We start from the raw sequence: 17,558 nt of genomic DNA, 5'->3' as shown, positions 1-17,558 counted from the left end.
CCCTTCCCGAACTGGGGCTCCGCCCCAGGCCCCGTACGGCCTTCGGCCGTGTCCTCAAACGCCTGACGGGTTTGTTTTGCCTGCGGCAAATCCAGCCCCGCCTGGGGACACCTCCGGACGGAGTCTGGGGGAGATTGAGGCGCGGGGTCCGGGGCGGAGCCCCGGTTACGGAAAGGGGCGGGGTGGGGAAGACGCCCCGCGCAGCGGCCCCCGCCCCCGCCTCCTCGCCCGCCTCCTCCCCCGCCTGCGCCGCCCCAAGGCACACCCCGCCCCCCAAGCCGACGCCCCCCGCAGCGACGACACCGCCCGCACCCGCGCCCTCTCCGTCCGCCGCGCCCGCGTCGACGCCCTCCGCCGCGTCGACCTCACCGTCGGCCCCGGCGAGACCATCGCCCTCATGGGCCGCAACGGCGCCGGCAAGTCCACGCTCCTCGGCGCCCTCGTCGGCATGGTGGAGCCGACCTCCGGCACGGTCGCCGTCAGCGGGCGCATCCCGCACCGCACGCACCCGCGCGAGCTGATCCGGCACGTCGGGCTCGTTCCGCAGGAGCCGCGGGACCTGCTGTACGCGGACACCGTCGCTGCCGAGTGCGCCGCCGCCGACGCGGACGCGCGGGCCGCGCGCGGGTCGTGCCGCGCCCTGGTGAGCGAGCTGCTGCCGGACGTACCGGACGACACCCATCCGCGCGACCTCTCCGAGGGGCAGCGACTCGCCCTCGCGCTGGCGGTCGTGCTGACCGCCCGGCCCCCGCTGATCCTGCTCGACGAGCCCACCCGCGGTCTGGACTACGCCGCGAAGGCCCGGCTCGTCGGCGTCCTGCGCGCTCTGGCCGCCGAAGGGCACGCGATCGTCCTCGCCACCCACGACGTGGAGCTGGCGGCCGAGCTCGCGCACCGGGTCGTGATACTCGCCGGCGGCGAGGTCGTCGCGGACGGACCGACCGCCGAGGTGGTCGTCTCGTCGCCCGCCTTCGCCCCACAGGTCGCCAAAGTGCTCGCGCCGCAGCCGTGGCTGACGGTCTCCCAGGTCGAGGCGGCCCTGGCCGAGGAGCCCGGGGAGCCGGGAGCGTGAGCGCCCGCCCCCTCCGCCTCGGCCCCCGTTCCGTCACCGCGCTCGTCCTGGTCAGCGCCATCGGGATCGTCGCGTTCGGCTGGCCGCTGCTCGCGGCCGACGGCTCCGGCGTCACGGCGCACGCCCAGGACGCACCGTGGCTGTTCGCCGCCCTGCTGCCGCTCCTCGTCGCCGTCGTCGTGGCGACGATCGCCGACACCGGCATGGACGCCAAGGCGGTGGCGATGCTCGGCGTGCTCGCCGCGGTCGGGGCCGCGCTGCGGCCGCTGGGCGCGGGGACGGCCGGGCTGGAGCCCATGTTCTTCCTCATGGTGCTGAGCGGCCGCGTCCTCGGGCCGGGCTTCGGCTTCGTGCTCGGCGCGGTGACGATGTTCGCGTCCGCGCTGCTCACGGGTGGTGTCGGCCCGTGGATGCCGTTCCAGATGCTGTCGATGGGCTGGTTCACGACGGGGGCCGGCCTGCTGCCGGGGGCGGACCGGCTGCGCGGTCGGGCCGAGTTGCTGATGCTCGCGCTCTACGGGGCACTCGCGGCCTTCGCGTACGGCACGATCATGAATCTGCAGGGGTGGACGTACATCGGCGGGTTGTCGTCCGGCATCTCGTTCCACCCCGGCGACCCGGTCCACGAGAACCTGGTGCGCTTCCTCGCGTACTGCGCGACCACGTCGCTCGGCTGGGACCTCGGGCGGGCGGTCGTCACGGTCGTGCTGACGCTCTCGCTCGGGCCGACGCTTCTCAAGGCGCTGCGCCGGGCGACGCGGCGGGCGGCGTTCGAGGCGCAGGTCACCTTCGAGGGGGATGGCGGGGTCCCGCGCGGGTGAGATCCCGTACGGCACCCGGTCCGCGAGGGTGAGGTCCCGTGCGGCGTCCGGTCCGCGAGGGCTGGTACCGACAACCGTGCCTCCTTACGCGGTGACCACGGGCGGCTCACCCGTGGTCCACACGGCTCGCACGTCCATACGGCTGATCCGCCAGCCGCCGGGCGTGCGCCGCAACTCCGTCTCGTAGACACCGCCCACGGTGAACAGCGGGTTCGCCCCTTCGCCGCGCTCCCGCAGGGTCGAGTCGTGGTGGATGTGCACCATCAGCGCGTTCCACGAGGCGGTCGCGCTCTCCCCGTCGCCTCCGACGTCCACCAGGACGTCGGAGGCGATGTGCTGGGTACGGGCGAACCGGCCGACGGCGACCTCGGCGTGGCGTACGGCGTCGGCGCCTTCGGCGTCGCCGACCGGGGTTGTCGTCCGCACGTCGTCCGTGAAGCAGCCGTCGGCCCACCCGTCCGCGAAGGCGCGGGCGTCCAGGGCCCGGAAGAGGCGGCTGACGAGCGTGCTGATGTCGTGGTGATCCCTCTGTGCGGTCATGACGGCAAGCGTGCTGCCTCAACCGCGCTTGAGGTCAAGGCGCGGGCTCACAGCCGCTGGATGATCGTCCCGGTCGCCTGCGCGCCGCCCGCGCACATCGTGATCAGCGCGAACTCCTTGTCCGAACGCTCGAGTTCGTGCAGGGCTGTGGTGATCAGCCGCGCGCCCGTCGCACCGACGGGGTGGCCGAGGGCGATGCCGCCGCCGTTGACGTTCACCTTGTCCAGGTCCTGGTCGAAGACCTGGGCCCAGCTCAGCACCACGGCCGCGAACGCCTCGTTGACCTCGACCAGGTCGATGTCCTTCAGCGACATGCCCGCCTTGCCGAGCACCGCGCGCGTGGCGTCGATCGGGCCGTCGAGGTGGAAGTGCGGGTCGGCCCCGACGAGGGCCTGCGCGACGATCCGCGCGCGGGGCCTCAGTTTCAGCGCCCGCGCCATCCGCTTGGACGCCCACAGGACGGCGGAGGCCCCGTCGGAGATCTGCGAGGAGTTGCCGGCGGTGTGCACGGCGTTCGGCATGACCGGCTTCAGCCGTGCCAGCGCCTCCACCGAGGTGTCCCGCAGCCCTTCGTCGCGGTCGACGAGCCGCCACATGCCCTGGCCGGCGGCCTGCTCCTCCTCGGTCGTCGGCACCTGCACGGCGAACGTCTCGCGTTTGAACCGCTCCTCGCTCCAGGCGATCGCGGCCCGCTCCTGCGAGACGAGCCCGAGGGCGTCCACGCGCTCGCGGGTCAGCCCGCGGCGCCGCGCGATCCGCTCGGCGGCGTGGAACTGGTTGGGCAGGTCCACGTTCCACTCGTCGGGGAAAGGCTTGCCGGGCCCGTGCTTGGACCCGCTGCCGAGCGGCACCCGCGACATGGCCTCCACGCCGCAGCCGATGCCGATGTCGATGACGCCGGAGGCGATCATGTTGGCGACCATGTGGCTCGCCTGCTGGGAGGAGCCGCACTGGCAGTCGACGGTCGTCGCGGCCGTCTCGTACGGCAGGCCCATGGCGAGCCAGGCGGTACGGGCGGGGTTCATGGACTGCTCGCCGGCGTGCGTGACGGTGCCGCCGACGATCTGCTCGACGCAGTCGGCGGGGATGCCGGTGCGGCCGAGGAGTTCGCGGTAGGTCTCGCCGAGCAGGTAGGCGGGGTGGAGGTTGGCGAGGAGTCCTCCCCGCTTGCCGATGGGGGTGCGTACGGCTTCGACGATGACGGGTTCCGCGGCCATGAGCTCGTCCTCTCCTCGCGCGGCCTCCGGGCGTCCCGGCGCCCTGGGCCTGTGCCTCTGTCTGTGCCTGCGCCTCATGCTCACGAACTGGTACGCGTTCTAGTTCCTTGTGAAGTGTCGTAAGTGCTACCGCCGGTACGCAAGGGTCCTGCACGCCCCCAGTGCACCTTTCCGGGCAACTGCTGCAGCCGTGACCCTTGCCACTTGTAGAACTCGTTACTACCTTTCGGACACCTTCTGATGGGCCGTCAGACCGTCCGACCCGAACGCGGAGCTGCCGATGTCCTGCCCCCATCTGCCCGACGGGTTCGACTTCACCGACCCCGACCTCCTCCAGGCACGCGTGCCCCACCCGGAGTTCGCCGAGATGCGGCGCACGGCCCCGGTGTGGTGGTGCGCGCAGCCGGCCGGCATCTCCGGCTTCGACGACGAGGGCTACTGGGCCGTCACGCGGCACGCGGACGTCAAGCACGTCTCCACGCACCCCGAACTGTTCTCGTCGAACACCAACACGGCGGTCATCCGCTTCAACGAGTCGATCAGCCGCGACCAGATCGAGGTCCAGAAGCTGATCATGCTGAACATGGACCCGCCGGAGCACACCCGCGTCCGCCAGATCGTCCAGCGCGGCTTCACCCCGCGCGCGGTGCGCTCACTGGAGGACGCGCTGCGCCGCCGGGCGCGCTCGATCGTGGAGACGGCGCTCGCCCGCGCCGGGGACGACGGCAGCTTCGACTTCGTCACGAACGTCGCCGTCGAACTCCCGCTCCAGGCGATCGCCGAACTCATCGGCGTCCCCCAGGAGGACCGCTCCAAGATCTTCGACTGGTCCAACAAGATGGCCGCCTACGACGACCCCGAGTACGCGATCACGGAGGAGGTCGGCACCGAGGCGGCGATGGAGATCGTCTCGTACGCGATGAACCTGGCGGCCGCCCGCAAGGAGTGTCCGGCGAAGGACATCGTGAGCCAACTCGTCGCCGCGGAGGGCGAAGGGAACCTGTCCTCGGACGAGTTCGGCTTCTTCGTGATTCTGCTGGCGGTGGCCGGGAACGAGACGACGCGCAACGCGATCAGCCACGGCATGCACGCGTTCCTGACCCACCCCGAGCAGTGGGAGCTCTACAAGCGCGAGCGCCCGTCGACGGCGGCCGAGGAGATCGTCCGCTGGGCGACCCCGGTGGTCTCCTTCCAGCGCACGGCGACCCAGGACGTCGATCTGGGCGGCGCCCGCATCAAGAAGGGCGACCGGGTCGGCCTGTTCTACTCCTCCGCCAACAACGACCCGGAGGTCTTCGACCGTCCCGAGGTCTTCGACATCACCCGCGACCCCAACCCCCATCTGGGCTTCGGCGGCGGAGGCCCGCACTTCTGCCTGGGCAAGTCCCTCGCCATCCACGAGATAGAACTCATCTTCGGCGCCGTCGCCGACACCCTGCCCGACCTGCGCCTGGCGGGCGACCCCCGCCGCCTGCGCTCGGCGTGGCTGAACGGGATCAAGGAACTCCAGGTCAGCGTGGGCGGCTGAGCCGCACCGCCGTACCCGAGACAGGGGAGACGGGGGCATCCCTACGCCCCGCCCCCGTCCCCCGCCGACCCCCTCAGGTCAGCGATCGCCCCGCGCCCCGGCGCGGCGGATGCGCCAGACGACGCCGGCACCGGCCGCACCCGCCAGCACGACTCCCCCTGCCACCAGGAGGGTGGCGGTTCCCCCCGTACCGGAACGGGCGGCTGTGTCGTCGGAGGCGGGAGCGGCGGTGGTCCGCCCCTTGCCGTCGCGTCCCGCGGACTCGGCGGGCGTGGCGGACGCGGGCACTGCCGTACCTTCTCCGGCCGTGGGCCGTACCGTGCCGGGTCCGGCCGTGGGCGAGGCAGGGGTCCCGGGGGAGACCGTGATCTCCTCCTCGTCCCGGCCGAGCCCCGGATGGCCCGCCTCCACGGTGACCCTCCAGCGCCCGGGGGGCAGCGCCTCCGCGGTGGTGTAACCGGTCGCCGAGGCGGGGTCGCGGACGAGCTTCCAGGGGCCGAGGGACCCGCTCCCGTCGGCGCTGACCGCGTTCACCGTGGCAGCGACCCGCTCGTCGACCGGGTCGTTGTCGTTCTCCCAGGTGACGGTCGTCCGCACGCGACCGAAGTCGTGTCCGGTGATCTCCACCTTCAGGGTGTCACCGTGGGCCAGAGCGCCGGTGGCGGTGGTCAGGGACAGGGCGGCGCCCGCCAACGCGGTGGCGACGGCCGGGACGAGGGCTCGGCGCATGACGATGTCCTCCATGGATGAGATGTGGGGGGTGGAACGGGAACGGCCGGCGGGCCACAGGCCCGCCGGCCGTCATGGGAACCGATGCGGGGTCCTCAGGCTCAGGCGGCCTTCTGGACCGTCCACACCTGAGCCGGCGCGCCCGCCGCGTTCTGCAGCTCGATCAGCCACGATCCGTAGTACGGGCGGTTGCTGACACCGAGTACGTAGCGGCTGGCACCGGCCGTCACCGTCACGCCGTTGCCGCTCCGGGCGATCCTCCACCGCTGGGCAGCGATGTCGGCGCAGGGCTGCTGCGCCACATACATGCCGGCGGATGGGGCGCCGCCGACCTGGAGGCACTTGCCGGAGACGGCGGAACGGATACGGGTCTGGCCATTGCCCGCGCTGTCGAAGTACCACTGCTGCTGGGCGTATCCGTTGTGCTGCGAGCCGACGAGGACGGTACCGTCGCCGCTCCTGCCACCCCAGATCTCGGCGGCGTTCCCGGTCGCGCCGTTGCTGAGCAGATAGCGCGTGTTGGGCGTGGGGGTCGTACCACCGCCGTCACCACCGCCGGAGGTGCGGAACGAGGCCGCCTTGCCCCGACCGCTGTCGCGGCCCGAGGAGTCACGCACCGAGACGGAAACCGTGTAGTTCGTTCCCGGCTGCAGGTTGTAGATACGGGCGCTGGTCCCCTGCACCCAGCCGATGGACTGGTCGTTCAGGAAGATCTGGTACCAGGCCGCACCGCTGACCGCGTTCCAGCCGGCGACTGCGGAGTCCGGGCCGATCTGCCCGACGGTGACGGCGGGCCCGGTGCCGGAGCCGTTCGTCGGTGTGGGCTTGGGCGTCGGGGCCGTCGGCGTGGGACCGGGGTTCGGGTCGGGCCCGGTGTCGCCCTTGATCAGGAACTGGTTGTCCGCGATGTTCCAGTGCGTGGCGAGATAGCTGCCCTGCCGGGGGTTGGTGTGGAAGTAGTCGTCATGGTTGCAGTCCAGACGGTTCTCGTACTCCTGGCCCTGGCAGACGTAGCGCATCCTCGGGTAGTACGGGGTGTCCGAGTAGCACATGACGTCGTACTCGTCCGTGCAGTGCGCACCCCGGCTGGTGTTGGGTGCGCTGTTGTTCACCGCACCAAGGTTGTGGCCCAGCTCGTGCGCCGCGGTGTGTCCGCCCCAGCAACCGGTGTCGGTACGGCCGTAGGACGGTCCGAAGTTGCTGAGGTTGTTCTGACCGGGACGCTCGTCCCCGGCGAAGCTGCCGATGCCGCAGTAGACCTGCGTGTCCGCGAAGATCATGTACTTGCGGTCACGGCGGTCGAGGCCCTTGGCCGCGAGCGCCCTGTTCGTGGCGCTGAACTCGGACAGCGCGGAGGCCGGGAGCTCGATGTTGAGCACGGTCGGCGTGCAGTCGGCGGCCGTCACATAGCGGATGTTCCGCACACCGCCGGTGTCCTTGGCACTCTCCGAGTAGATGAGGTCGGCGTCGGCGGCCCACTTGCGGAACGACGGGAAGTACTCCGCGTACCGGTCCCGGCCGGGGGCGTGCACGTACACCACCTGGACACGGTTGCCGCTGTTGCCGTCGCCGTCGCAGCGTACGGTCTGCCCGGCGGGCCCGTTGGCCGCGGGGGCCTGTGAGGCGGAACCCCCGGCAGCGGGAGGGCTGCTCGCCTTGCCGGCGGCGGCGTCGAGTGCGGGTGCCTTGCGCGGAAGCTCTCCCCCGGAAGGCTTCCCGCTGTCCGCCTTGGTCGGATCCTCCGCGGGCGCGGCGGCCTTCACCGCGGGCGGGGTGTCCTTCTTGATGTCGACGCCCTTCGGAGGGGCGTCAGGGCCATGAGTGCAGTGACCGCCGGCCGTGCGGTACACCCCCGCGCACGGATCCCCCTCGTGCGCGGGCTTCAGCCCTTCGTAGATCATGCCCCGCTCGGGCTCGCTCTCGGGCACTTCCTTGAGCGGCTCGGGGTCCTTGTCGCGAGCCGGCTCCTTGGCCGGCTCCGGGGTCGCCGCGAGCGCCTCCCCCTCGGCGATCGACAGCGGTCGGTTTGCGTCCGACCCCGGCTGGATCGCCTGGTAGGCCACTCCGGCCACGACCGCCATGACGGCGAACGCGGCCGTGCCGAGTATGAGCCGGCGGGACTTGCGACGCGGAGGCTTCTTGAGTCTTCTGCGTCCGGACAAACTGCACCTCTTCCTTGGTCAGGGGATGGGTGCGCGAAAGCTTGCCAGACCAAATGAGCGGAAAATTCAGGCAAATGGGATCGACTTTTCCGAAGTCGTTCTGTTATCAACGCTCTTGAACTGATGATCAGTCAACTCGCCTACAGCGCAAGGGAGTTACGCGCGTTGATAACTCGTGGTCTAGTCCCATTTAAGGATGTCGTAATCTGATCGAAATATGGATCGGAGCGTTTTTGAATACCCGTCAACTTGCTTTTTCACCAGGCGGATTCATGCGATCACAAACAGTGCGGCCCCCTTCCCGTCGAGGGAAGGAGGCCGCTGTCCTGGCGATGACGGTGAACAACCGATCCGCTACTGCTCCCGTATCACCGCAAGGAGTCGACGAATTCGGCGAACGCCCCGCGGGAGAGGTGAAGGGCCGGGCGGGTGATGTCCTTGGAGTCGCGCACGGCGACGGCGTGGGTGAGCACGGCGCACTCGACGCATTCGCCACCCTTGTCATCGCTGTGACTCGACTTGCGCCAGGCGGCGCCACCGAGGGGCGCGCACTCGACGCATGAGCCGCCCTGGTCGCTGCTGTAACTCGACTTACGCCACTGCGTCGTGCTCCCCATGGTGTTCCTCCATGACGTCCCGGATCAGCTGCGCCGAGTCCTTGATGGAGAGGGCTGCGGCCTGCAGGTGATCGTAACGGAGCGAACAGTCCTTGACCGTGTCCGGATTGGCCGTCGGATGCCCCGTGCCGTACCCCTCGGTGTAGACGATGACTGGGTCGCTCGCGAAGCGGAACACGTCGAACGGACCCGTCAGTCCAGCGTGCGCACCTGCCTTGAACGGCAGCACCTGGATGTTCACTCGCGGATCGTCCTCATACGACAACAGGCGCTCCAGTTGACCGCGCATCACTGACGGATTGCCGATCTCCTGGCGCAACGCTGCCTCCCCGAGGATCGCCCAGAACACCGGCGGTTCCTCCTTCTCGAAGATGCGCTGGCGTGCGAGTCTGACCGTCGTGCGGTCGTCGAGGTTCGTCGGGTCCATCGTGCCGAGCACCGCGCGGGCGTAGTTCGCCGTCTGGAGCAGCCCGTGCACCATGTGGGTGTGAAACGTCGCGATCTCCGTCGCGCGCGCCTCCAGCTCCGCCACCTGCTGGAACCATGCCGGGAGCTGGCTGCGCAGCACCAGCCCCAGCAGCCGCGACAGCAGCCCGCCCGTACCCAGCGCCGCGTCCACGCGTTCGCTGAACTCCGCCGTCGGCAGCTTCCGGGCCGTTTCCACCTGCCCCACCAGCGAGCCCGTGTAATTGACGATCGCGCCGAGTTGCTTCTGTGTCAGGCCCGCCGTCTCGCGGTGACGGCGCAGTTCGTAGCCGTAGTAGTCGAGCGGTGAGGCGCTCGGATCGAGGGCGTTGATGTGGCGGACGACGGACATGGCGGGACCCCCTGCTCGACTCGCTCAACTCCCGCAACGGGCAAGCACGTTGCGTACGTTCGGTAGCCCAGCGTAGTCACCGCAGGCCAGGCTCGTACCGTGAACGAAGACATTCCCCAGTACGGTATGCGCCTCACCGCAGGCGCCCACTCCGCGCGACACGTCCGGCGGATCGTCCGCTGCTACCTGACGCTGTGGAGATTGCGCGAACTCATCGACTCCGTCGAACTCGCGGTCACCGAGCTGCTGGCCAACGTCGTGCGCCATGTGCCCGGCGGACACTGCGGGTTGCTCATCCTGCGGCATCCCGACGGTGTACGCGTCGAGGTGTCGGACAGCGACGAACGGCTGCCGGTGCTCCGGCACGCCGGCGACGACGACGAAAACGGGCGCGGACTGGCGCTGCTCGACGCCGTCGTCGACAAATGGGGCGTGGAGAGCGGCCGGGGCGGCGTCGGCAAGACCGTCTGGTTCGAGGTCGCCCCGGCCGTCGCTCAAGTGGCGGCACCGGCCGAACTGTCGGAGGATGGCTGAACGCGACGATCCACCCCGGAGGGTGCGGGACGCACGTCCCGTACCTCCCGGGGCTCACGCACGTGTGACGGCGACTTCCTTGACCTCGGCCGCCCTGGCGGGCGGCACGGCACGGGCCGGGAGCTGGAGTTGACGGCGCCCGGCCAGCACGTACGTGAGGCCGAAGCCCGCGCCGACCACGGCCGCGCCGCCGACCGCGTCGAGCACCCAGTGGTTCGCGGTGGCGACGATCGCGCACACCGTGAACAGCGGGTGCAGGAGCGCGACGAGCTTCATCCACAGCTTGGGTGCGAGCATGAGCACGACCAGTCCGCACCACAGCGACCAGCCGAAATGCAGCGACGGCATGGCGGCGTACTGGTTGGTCACGGCGGTCATCGCGCCGTAGTCGGGGTTGGCCAGATCCTGCGGTCCGTGCACCGTGTCGACGAAGCCCATGCCCGGCATCAGGCGCGGCGGCGCGAGCGGGTACAGCCAGAACCCGAGCAGCGCGAGCAGCGTCGCGAAGGCCAGCGAGGTGCGGGCCCAGCGGTAGTCGCACGGGCGGCGGACGTACAGGATGCCGAGGATGCTCAGCGGGATCACGAAGTGGAAGGACGTGTAGTAGAAGTCGAAGAACGCCTCCGCCCAGTCCGTCCGCACCACGGCCTGGTTGACCCAGTGCTCGATGTCGATGCCGAGCGCGCCCTCGAGGGAGAGGATCTGCCGGGCGTGGGACTCCGCCGAATCGACGCTGCCGGTCGCGGCGGCGCGGATGTGCGAGTACACCGAGTAGCCGACGCGAATCACCAGCAGTTCGAGGAGCAGGTTCGGGCGGCTGAGCACGCGCCGCCAGAACGGGAACAGCGGTACGCGGCTCCAGCGCGCGGGCAGAGGCCGGGCGTACTGCGTGGGGACCGGGCGCCGGAAGTACGGCGATTCCAGCGACAGGAACGGCACCGCACAGGCCGCGGCGAGCGCGGCGATGAGCAGGGTGTTGTCGCGGATCGGGTGCAGCACCGCCATGTTGGGCAGCAGCATCTTGCCCGGGAGGGTCGTCACCAGGACGACGAGGACCGGCCACAGCATGCGGTCGCAGGCGCGCTTGCCGACCCGGCCGACGACGGCGAGCAGCACCCACAGCAGCTGGTGCTGCCAGGCCGTCGGGGAGACGGCGACGGCGACGCAGCCGGTGAGCGCGACGGCGAGGAGGACCTGGCCGTCGCGGGCGTAGTGGACGGCGCGGCGCAGGCCGAGGAACGCGACGGCGGCGGCGAGGGCCAGGTAGAGGGCGATCTCCAGCGGCCCCTGGAGGCCGAAGCGGAGCAGGGCGCCGTGCAGGGACTGGTTGGCGAGGCTGTCGGGACGGGCGCCGAGTCCGGCTCCGGCGACATGGTGGACCCAGTACGTCCACGAGTCGCCGGGCAGTGCGGCCCAGGCGAGGGCGGAGAGTCCGGCGAAGGCGCCCGTGGCGGTCGCGGCGGCCTGCCTGCGGCCGGTGAACCACAGCAGCGGCGCGAAGAGCAGAACGGTGGGCTGGAGGGCCGCGCCGAGGCCGATGAGCAGGCCGGAGGTTCTCTCGCCGCGCGCGGCGAAGCAGCCGAGGAGGACCAGCAGGACGGGGATGATGCTGGTCTGGCCGAGGTGGAAGCTGTTGCGCACCGGCAGGGACAGCATCAACAGGCTGATGGCGACCGGCGCGGCCAGCAGGGTGCTGCGGCGCGACACCGGCACGGGCAGGGCGCGCGAGACGACGAGGCCGAGGGCGACCACGAGCAGCAGGGTGCCGAACGTCCAGGCGACGCCGAGGCTCTGCTCGGCGGAGCTGGCGAACGGTTTGAGTACGAGCCCGGCGAACGGGGTGCCGGTGAACCGGTCGGCGTCGTAGAGGCCGCCCGTCACGTGCAGCACACCGCTGGGGCCGATCCAGGTCTCCAGGTCGGTGAGCCGTTCACCGGGCGGCTGCCGCAGCACCGCCGCCGTCTGCCGTACGGCGAGGACGGCGGCGACGAGCCACAGCGCCGCCCTGGCCGCCCCGATCCTCGAGTCCGTCGCCGTGCTGCCGCGCACGCTGCCCTCCGCGTTCGCCACGTCGCGCCGCGCCTCCCCACCGTTGCCACCGTCGTGTCGTCCTGGTCCTGCGGTCCTGCGGTCCTGCCGTCCTGCCGTCCTGCCGTCCTGTTCCGGCCTCACAGAGCGTCGGTAGAGCGTCGCACTGCCCTGTCGGAAAGACACAGGCAACCCCCTCTTCGCCTGACTGTCACCCCGTTACTGTCCGATTTTTGCCGCCGGTCGCATCCGAAAGGCCCTGACCAGCCGGAACCGCCGAGGCGTCCGGCGCCGTCACAGGAGGCATGCGGGGGAACATACAAGAACGCGGGCCGCGCCCGCGCGCGCTCGTCGTCCTGTTGCTGCTGCTCGGCTTCCAGCTCGGGGCTCTTGTCGCACCGGCCCATGCCTGTGGCTGCGGCGCGATGGTGCCCGACCGGAACGCGAGCATCTCGGTGGGCCGGGAGACGTCGGTGGTCGACTGGGACGGCCGTACCGAGCAGATCGTCATGCGCTTCACGGTCACGTCGGACACGCCGCGGGCGGCGTGGATCATGCCGGTGCCGGGGCGGGCCACGGTCGACCTGGCGGACGGGGCGCTCTTCGACGAACTGGTGCGCATCGCGGCGCCCGAGTACCGCGAGCGGCACTACTTCTGGCCGCGCGGCAACGACTGGCCGTTCGACGACGTGGACGGCGCGGGGGCCGCGCCGCCGGGTGCGGCGGCCCGGGACGACGGGGTGGGCGTGGTCGGCCGCGAACGGCTGGGGGACTTCGACGTCGCCCGGCTGACGGCGACCGACCCGGACGCGCTGGGCGACTGGCTGGACGAGAACGGCTTCGAGATGCCCGCCGGCCTCACCGGCGACCTGGAGCCGTACGTCGAACGGGGCTGGGAGTACGTGGCCGTACGGCTCGCGCCGCGAGAGGAGGGCGCGGTGCTGACGGGCACGCTCGACCCCCTGCGGCTGCGGTTCGCGAGCGACGAACTCGTCTATCCGATGCGGCTGTCGCGGCGCGCGGACACGGCCCAGGCCCTCGGCCTGTTCGTGCTCGCCGACCACCGCATGGAGCCGCGCTCGGCGATCGGCGGCAGCGAGCCGGAGGTGACGTACGCGGGGCGGGTGACGTCCCCGGGTGGGGAGCTGGGCCGTCTCACGGGCGGGAAGGAACGCTTCCTCACCGTCCTGGACCAGGAGTTTCCCGACCCGTCCCGGATCAACGGGGACCACGAGCTGCGGGCGGCCGCCGAAGACACACCCTTTCGGCGGGTGGTGTGGGACGACGACCTGCTGACGCTCGGGGGCGTACCGGTGTGGCTGCTGACGTTCGTCGCGGTCGCCGCCGGGGCGTCGGCGGCGGTGCTGCGGGGCGTACGGGCACGGCGGCGCGGGCGACCCGTCGAGCCGCCCGCGCCGATGCGTGTGCCGCCGCGGGTACCGTGAAATAGCGTGGCCCGTATGGCTGAGGACGCTGCGCAGGACCGACTGCAGGACCGGTGGAACGCCGTCGACCGCTTCGTCGGCGAGCTTCTCGTGCCCGAGGACGACACGCTCACGGGGGCGCTGGCCGCGAGCGAGGCGGCGGGGCTCCCGGCGATCAACGTCGCCCCGAACCAGGGCAAACTGCTGCATCTGCTGGCCCGGATCCAGGGAGCGCGCACGGCGCTGGAGATCGGCACGCTGGGCGGCTACAGCACGATCTGGCTGGCCCGCGCGCTGCCCGCGGACGGCCGGCTGATCTCGCTCGAATACGACCCGGCCCACGCGGACGTGGCCCGCGCGAACCTGGCCCGCGCGGGCTGCGACAAGGTCGCGGAGGTCAGGACGGGCGCGGCGCTGGACCTGCTCCCCCGCCTGGCGGCGGAGCCGGGAGCCGGCCCGTTCGACCTGGTCTTCATCGACGCGGACAAGGCGAACAACGCCCGCTACGTGGAATGGGCCCTGCGCCTGACGCACCCGGGAAGCGTGATCGTGGTGGACAACGTGGTGCGCGGCGGCGGGGTGACGGACCCGTCGAGCGAGGACCCGGCGATTGTCGGCACGCGGGAGATGTACCGGCTGGTGTCGGAGGAGCCGCGGCTGGACGCGACGGTGGTGCAGACGGTGGGCGTGAAGGGGTGGGACGGGCTGCTGGTGGCGCGCGTGGTGAGCTGACTTCTCCCCACCCCGCCCCTTCCCGAACTGGGGCTCCGCCCCAGCCCCCATGGGCCTCGCGCCTGCGTGCGCGGGCTTCGCGGCTCCGCCCCGGCCCCCGGCCACGCGCCCTGCGGGCGCGGGCTGCGTCCCAAGGCCGCCGTTTCCGGGCTCCGCGCCGGACGGGCTGATTTCGCTGCGCGAGGTCCAGCCCCGCTGGGGGCACTCCCCCTGGCTTCGCCGGGGGGACCCCCACCCACGGCCGCCAAGCCGTAGGGGGAGTTTGAGGCGCGGGGCGTGGGGCGGGGCCCCGCGAGCGCGTCGCGTGCAGCGTGGCCGCGGAGTGGGCGGGGGCGTGCGGCAGGATGGGGGCATGAGCATCGTGAAGATCAACGTCCTCACCGTTCCCGACGACCAGCGCGACACCCTCGAGAAGCGCTTCGCCTCCCGCGCCGGCGCCGTCGAGTCGTCCGACGGGTTCGAGTGGTTCGAGCTGCTGCGGCCCGTCGAGGGCACCGACCAGTACCTCGTGTACACCCGCTGGCGCGACGAGGAGTCGTTCCAGGCGTGGATGGAGGGCCCCATGAAGGCCGCGCACCAAGGCGGCGGCGAGCGGGCGAAGCCCGCCGCCAGCGGGTCGACCGTGTGGTCCTTCGAGGTCGTCCAGCAGGCCGCCCCCAAGGCCTGACCGCGGGCCCGCGCCCGTAATTCGCTGGCCGGAGGGGCCCGCCGGGGGATACAGAGTCCGTATGACCGAGTGGACCCTTGCCCCGGAGGCCGTCGACACCGACGACGCCTGTGCCCTGCGCCGCGCCTACTACGGCGACGTCGCCGGCAGCTACTGGAAGCGGCCGGCGACCGACGCCGAGATCGACGAGGGCCTGACCGGGGACGGCGCCGAGCGACTCGTTCCGCCCACGGGCCAGTTCGTCGTCGGGCGGTACGGGGGCGAGCCCGCCGCCTGCGGCGGCGTGCTGATGCTGGACGCGGAACGGGCCGAGCTCACCCGCGTGTTCGTCCGCCCCGCCTTCCGTGGCCTCAAGGGCGCCGGGCTGCTCATGGACCTGCTGGAGCACGAGGCCCGCGCGCTCGGCGCCCGCCGCATGGTGCTCAACACCCGGCTGGACCTGCTCGCCGCCCGGGCCCTGTACATACGGCACGGGTACGAGGAGATCCCGGCCTACTGCACCGGCCCGTACATGGAGATCTGGTACGGCAAGAAGCTCTAGCCTCAGTGCCGGTGGGGGTACTCCGCCGCGGGCCGCTCGTGGTCGCCGCGCGGCTCGGGAGTGCGGGGCCGTTCCGCGTCCGATCCGCACAGCTCGCTGGTGAGCTCGCGCACCAGCTGGATCAGGTCGGTCGGCCGGTCCGGCCCCCACCAGTCGCCCAGCAGCTCCGCCAGCGACTCCTCGCGGGCCTGCGACAGCCGGGCCGTCACCTCCGCGCCCCGGTCGGTGAGCAGGAGGTCCAGGCCCTCGCGGCGGGCCAGTCCACGCCCTTCGATCTCGCGGGCCGCCTCGGTGACGGCGCGCAGCGGCACCGGTGTGGTCTCGGCGAGGCGGGCCGGTTCCACCATGCCGTGCCGCCCGATGCGCAGCAGGAGCCAGCTGGACACGGGCAGCAGGTCGTACCCGGCGCGCGCGGTGATCCTCTCGTAGATGTGCCGGCGTCCCTCGCGGGAGCCCAGGACGGACAGCGCGCGGGCCACCTCGTCGTGCGAGGAGCGTTCGACCGGGTTGGAGGCGAGCGTCTGGCTGGGCTCGGGCGCGGTGACCGAGCCGCGCAGCTTGTCCTCCCTGAGGAACCACGAGACGAGGAACGCGACGAGGACGACCGGCACCGCGTACAGGAAGACGTCCGTGATGGACGTGGCGTACGCGTGGAGCACGGACGGGCGCAGCGGCGGCGGGAGTTCGGCGATGGCGCGCGGGTCGGCGGCGAGTTCGGACGCGCCCGCGCCCGGCGGCACCTGCTGGCCGGCGAGGGCGTCGGCGAGCTTGTCCTCGAGCCGGTTGGTGAAGATGGTGCCGAAGACGGCGACGCCGAACGACGCCCCGATGGAGCGGAAGAACGTCGCACCGGACGTGGCGACGCCCAGGTCCTCGTAGCTGACCGCGTTCTGCACGACGATCACCAGCACCTGCATGACCAGGCCGAGTCCGGCGCCGAAGACGAAGAAGGTCGCGCTCATCTGCCAGGTGGAACTGGACTCCTTCAGCTGGTGCAGCAGGACGAGACCGAGGGCGGTGACGGCCGTTCCGGCGACGGGGAACACCTTCCAGCGGCCGGTGCGGCTGACGATCTGCCCGGACGCCGTGGAGGTGACCAGCATGCCGAGGACCATCGGCAGCATGTGCACACCGGACATGGTGGGCGACACGCCCTGCACGACCTGGAGGAACGTCGGCAGGTACGTCATCGCCCCGAACATCGCGAAGCCGATGACGAAGCTGATGACGGCGACGAGGCTGAACGTCCTGATGCGGAACAGCTTCAGCGGCAGCACCGGTTCGGCGGCGCGCCGTTCGACGGCGACGAACGCCACGAGCAGGACGGCCCCCAGCACGGCGAGCGCGATGATCTGCGCCGAGCCCCACGCCCAGGTGGTGCCGCCGAGGGAGGCGACGAGGACGAAACAGGTGGCGACGGAGGCGATGAGGAACGTGCCGAGGTAGTCGATCGTGTGCCGGGTGGCGCGGGCCGGGATGTGCAGGACGGCGGCGACGACGAGCAGCGCGACGACGCCGATGGGCAGGTTGATGTAGAACACCCAGCGCCAGCTGAGGTGTTCGGTGAAGAATCCGCCGAGGAGCGGGCCGAGGACGCTGGTCGCGCCGAAGACGGCGCCGAACAGGCCCTGGTAGCGGCCGCGTTCACGGGGCGCGACGATGTCGCCGACGATCGCCATGGACAGCACGATGAGCCCGCCGCCGCCGAGGCCCTGGAGGGCGCGAAACGCGATGAGCTGGGGCATGTTCTGCGCGATGCCGCACAGGGCGGAGCCGAGGAGGAAGATGACGATGGCGGCCTGGAAGAGCTTCTTGCGGCCGTACTGGTCGCCGAGTTTGCCCCACAGCGGGGTGGCGGCGGTGGAGGCCAGCAGGTAGGCGGTGACCACCCACGAGAGGTGGTCCATGCCGCCCAGTTCGCTGACGATGGTCGGCAACGCGGTGGCGACGATGGTCTGGTCGAGTGCGGCAAGCAGCATGCCCAGCAGCAGGGCTCCGATGGCGACGAGTACGGTCCGGCGGTTCCGGGGCTCTCCCGGGGCCGAGGGCGAGTGCGCGGTGCTCACTTCCTGGGCCATGCGGATCTCCTTTGCGTTCCTTTCCATCGTGGTGGGTGTGTCCGGTTATGG

At 71.4% G+C, this 17,558-nt stretch carries 16 protein-coding genes; 8 read left to right on the top strand and 8 right to left on the bottom strand.

Annotated elements, in window-relative coordinates; translation table 11 throughout:
• Both HW130_RS15020 and HW130_RS15015 read left to right on the top strand, forming a co-directional pair.
• The coding region (locus tag HW130_RS15020) for an ATP-binding cassette domain-containing protein (RefSeq protein ID WP_375256536.1) at positions 1 to 1,072 on the top strand (1,072 nt) is incomplete at its 5' end.
• Positions 1,069 to 1,893, top strand: coding sequence for an ECF transporter S component (locus tag HW130_RS15015; RefSeq protein ID WP_309140443.1), 825 nt, complete (start codon positions 1,069 to 1,071; stop codon positions 1,891 to 1,893). The genes HW130_RS15020 and HW130_RS15015, both read left to right, overlap by 4 nt.
• Positions 1,894 to 1,977: 84 nt before the next feature.
• On the opposite strand, the gene HW130_RS15010 is transcribed toward HW130_RS15015, so the two are convergent.
• Together HW130_RS15010 and HW130_RS15005 are read right to left on the bottom strand one after the other, a co-directional pair.
• Positions 1,978 to 2,433, bottom strand: coding sequence for a nuclear transport factor 2 family protein (locus HW130_RS15010; protein WP_177150058.1), 456 nt, complete (start codon positions 2,431 to 2,433; stop codon positions 1,978 to 1,980).
• 47 nt (positions 2,434 to 2,480) lie between these two features.
• Positions 2,481 to 3,650 carry a steroid 3-ketoacyl-CoA thiolase gene (locus tag HW130_RS15005; RefSeq protein ID WP_177150057.1) on the bottom strand — a complete coding sequence of 390 codons (1,170 nt, stop codon included), beginning with the start codon at positions 3,648 to 3,650 and terminating at the stop codon, positions 2,481 to 2,483.
• A gap of 280 nt (positions 3,651 to 3,930) precedes the next feature.
• Between HW130_RS15005 and HW130_RS15000 the strand changes: the two genes are divergently transcribed.
• On the top strand, positions 3,931 to 5,178 hold the full coding sequence (locus tag HW130_RS15000; protein WP_177150056.1) for a cytochrome P450: 1,248 nt from the start codon (positions 3,931 to 3,933) through the stop codon (positions 5,176 to 5,178).
• 78 nt (positions 5,179 to 5,256) lie between these two features.
• Here HW130_RS15000 and HW130_RS14995 read toward each other — a convergent pair whose 3' ends face one another.
• The 4 genes from HW130_RS14995 to HW130_RS14980 form a co-directional block, all read right to left on the bottom strand.
• Positions 5,257 to 5,922, bottom strand: coding sequence for a hypothetical protein (locus tag HW130_RS14995; protein ID WP_177150055.1), 666 nt, complete (start codon positions 5,920 to 5,922; stop codon positions 5,257 to 5,259).
• 86 nt (positions 5,923 to 6,008) lie between these two features.
• Entirely contained in the window at positions 6,009 to 8,069 is a 2,061-nt protein-coding gene (locus tag HW130_RS14990; RefSeq protein ID WP_256356100.1) for an RICIN domain-containing protein, read from the bottom strand.
• A gap of 368 nt (positions 8,070 to 8,437) precedes the next feature.
• Positions 8,438 to 8,686, bottom strand: coding sequence for a DUF397 domain-containing protein (locus HW130_RS14985; RefSeq protein ID WP_177150054.1), 249 nt, complete (start codon positions 8,684 to 8,686; stop codon positions 8,438 to 8,440).
• Positions 8,661 to 9,503 carry a helix-turn-helix transcriptional regulator gene (locus tag HW130_RS14980; protein ID WP_177150053.1) on the bottom strand — a complete coding sequence of 281 codons (843 nt, stop codon included), beginning with the start codon at positions 9,501 to 9,503 and terminating at the stop codon, positions 8,661 to 8,663. Before HW130_RS14980 ends, HW130_RS14985 begins: the two co-directional genes overlap by 26 nt.
• A 99-nt stretch (positions 9,504 to 9,602) precedes the next feature.
• Here HW130_RS14980 and HW130_RS14975 point away from each other — a divergent pair, with 99 nt between their 5' ends.
• Entirely contained in the window at positions 9,603 to 10,037 is a 435-nt protein-coding gene (locus HW130_RS14975; protein WP_309140442.1) for an ATP-binding protein, read from the top strand.
• 54 nt (positions 10,038 to 10,091) lie between these two features.
• Here HW130_RS14975 and HW130_RS14970 read toward each other — a convergent pair whose 3' ends face one another.
• Complete coding sequence (locus HW130_RS14970) at positions 10,092 to 12,107, bottom strand: bifunctional glycosyltransferase 87/phosphatase PAP2 family protein (RefSeq protein ID WP_177150052.1); 2,016 nt, start codon at positions 12,105 to 12,107, stop codon at positions 10,092 to 10,094.
• A 263-nt stretch (positions 12,108 to 12,370) separates the two neighbouring features.
• Between HW130_RS14970 and HW130_RS14965 the strand changes: the two genes are divergently transcribed.
• The 4 genes from HW130_RS14965 (at position 12,371) to HW130_RS14950 (ending at position 15,429) form a co-directional block, all read left to right on the top strand.
• Positions 12,371 to 13,510, top strand: a complete 1,140-nt coding sequence (locus tag HW130_RS14965) for a DUF2330 domain-containing protein (RefSeq protein ID WP_177150051.1) — start codon at positions 12,371 to 12,373, stop codon at positions 13,508 to 13,510.
• 15 nt (positions 13,511 to 13,525) lie between these two features.
• A complete protein-coding gene (locus HW130_RS14960; RefSeq protein WP_177150050.1) occupies positions 13,526 to 14,221 on the top strand; it encodes an O-methyltransferase in 696 nt (231 codons plus the stop codon).
• Positions 14,222 to 14,573: 352 nt separating this feature from the next.
• The gene (locus HW130_RS14955; RefSeq protein WP_177150049.1) at positions 14,574 to 14,888 is read left to right on the top strand and encodes an antibiotic biosynthesis monooxygenase; all 315 of its coding nucleotides are present in this window, start codon (positions 14,574 to 14,576) and stop codon (positions 14,886 to 14,888) included.
• 61 nt (positions 14,889 to 14,949) lie between these two features.
• The gene (locus HW130_RS14950; RefSeq protein WP_177150048.1) at positions 14,950 to 15,429 is read left to right on the top strand and encodes a GNAT family N-acetyltransferase; all 480 of its coding nucleotides are present in this window, start codon (positions 14,950 to 14,952) and stop codon (positions 15,427 to 15,429) included.
• 2 nt (positions 15,430 to 15,431) lie between these two features.
• On the opposite strand, the gene HW130_RS14945 is transcribed toward HW130_RS14950, so the two are convergent.
• Positions 15,432 to 17,507 carry an MDR family MFS transporter gene (locus tag HW130_RS14945; protein ID WP_177150047.1) on the bottom strand — a complete coding sequence of 692 codons (2,076 nt, stop codon included), beginning with the start codon at positions 17,505 to 17,507 and terminating at the stop codon, positions 15,432 to 15,434.
• Between the last annotated feature and the right edge of the window lie 51 nt (positions 17,508 to 17,558).

The sequence above is a fragment of the Streptomyces sp. PKU-EA00015 genome (assembly GCF_013387495.1).
Lineage (GTDB): Bacteria > Actinomycetota > Actinomycetes > Streptomycetales > Streptomycetaceae > Streptomyces.
The sequence above is the reverse complement of the archived record's forward strand: the minus strand, read 5'-3'. Positions and strand labels throughout refer to the sequence as shown.

Coding starts and splice junctions, on each gene's coding strand:
- HW130_RS15010 (WP_177150058.1), bottom strand. CDS start 2,433: ATGACCGCACAGAGGGATCACCACGACATCAGCACGCTCGTCAGCCGC.
- HW130_RS15005 (WP_177150057.1), bottom strand. CDS start 3,650: ATGGCCGCGGAACCCGTCATCGTCGAAGCCGTACGCACCCCCATCGGC.
- HW130_RS15000 (WP_177150056.1), top strand. CDS start 3,931: ATGTCCTGCCCCCATCTGCCCGACGGGTTCGACTTCACCGACCCCGAC.
- HW130_RS14995 (WP_177150055.1), bottom strand. CDS start 5,922: ATGGAGGACATCGTCATGCGCCGAGCCCTCGTCCCGGCCGTCGCCACC.
- HW130_RS14985 (WP_177150054.1), bottom strand. CDS start 8,686: ATGGGGAGCACGACGCAGTGGCGTAAGTCGAGTTACAGCAGCGACCAG.
- HW130_RS14980 (WP_177150053.1), bottom strand. CDS start 9,503: ATGTCCGTCGTCCGCCACATCAACGCCCTCGATCCGAGCGCCTCACCG.
- HW130_RS14965 (WP_177150051.1), top strand. CDS start 12,371: ATGCGGGGGAACATACAAGAACGCGGGCCGCGCCCGCGCGCGCTCGTC.
- HW130_RS14960 (WP_177150050.1), top strand. CDS start 13,526: ATGGCTGAGGACGCTGCGCAGGACCGACTGCAGGACCGGTGGAACGCC.
- HW130_RS14955 (WP_177150049.1), top strand. CDS start 14,574: ATGAGCATCGTGAAGATCAACGTCCTCACCGTTCCCGACGACCAGCGC.
- HW130_RS14950 (WP_177150048.1), top strand. CDS start 14,950: ATGACCGAGTGGACCCTTGCCCCGGAGGCCGTCGACACCGACGACGCC.
- HW130_RS14945 (WP_177150047.1), bottom strand. CDS start 17,507: ATGGCCCAGGAAGTGAGCACCGCGCACTCGCCCTCGGCCCCGGGAGAG.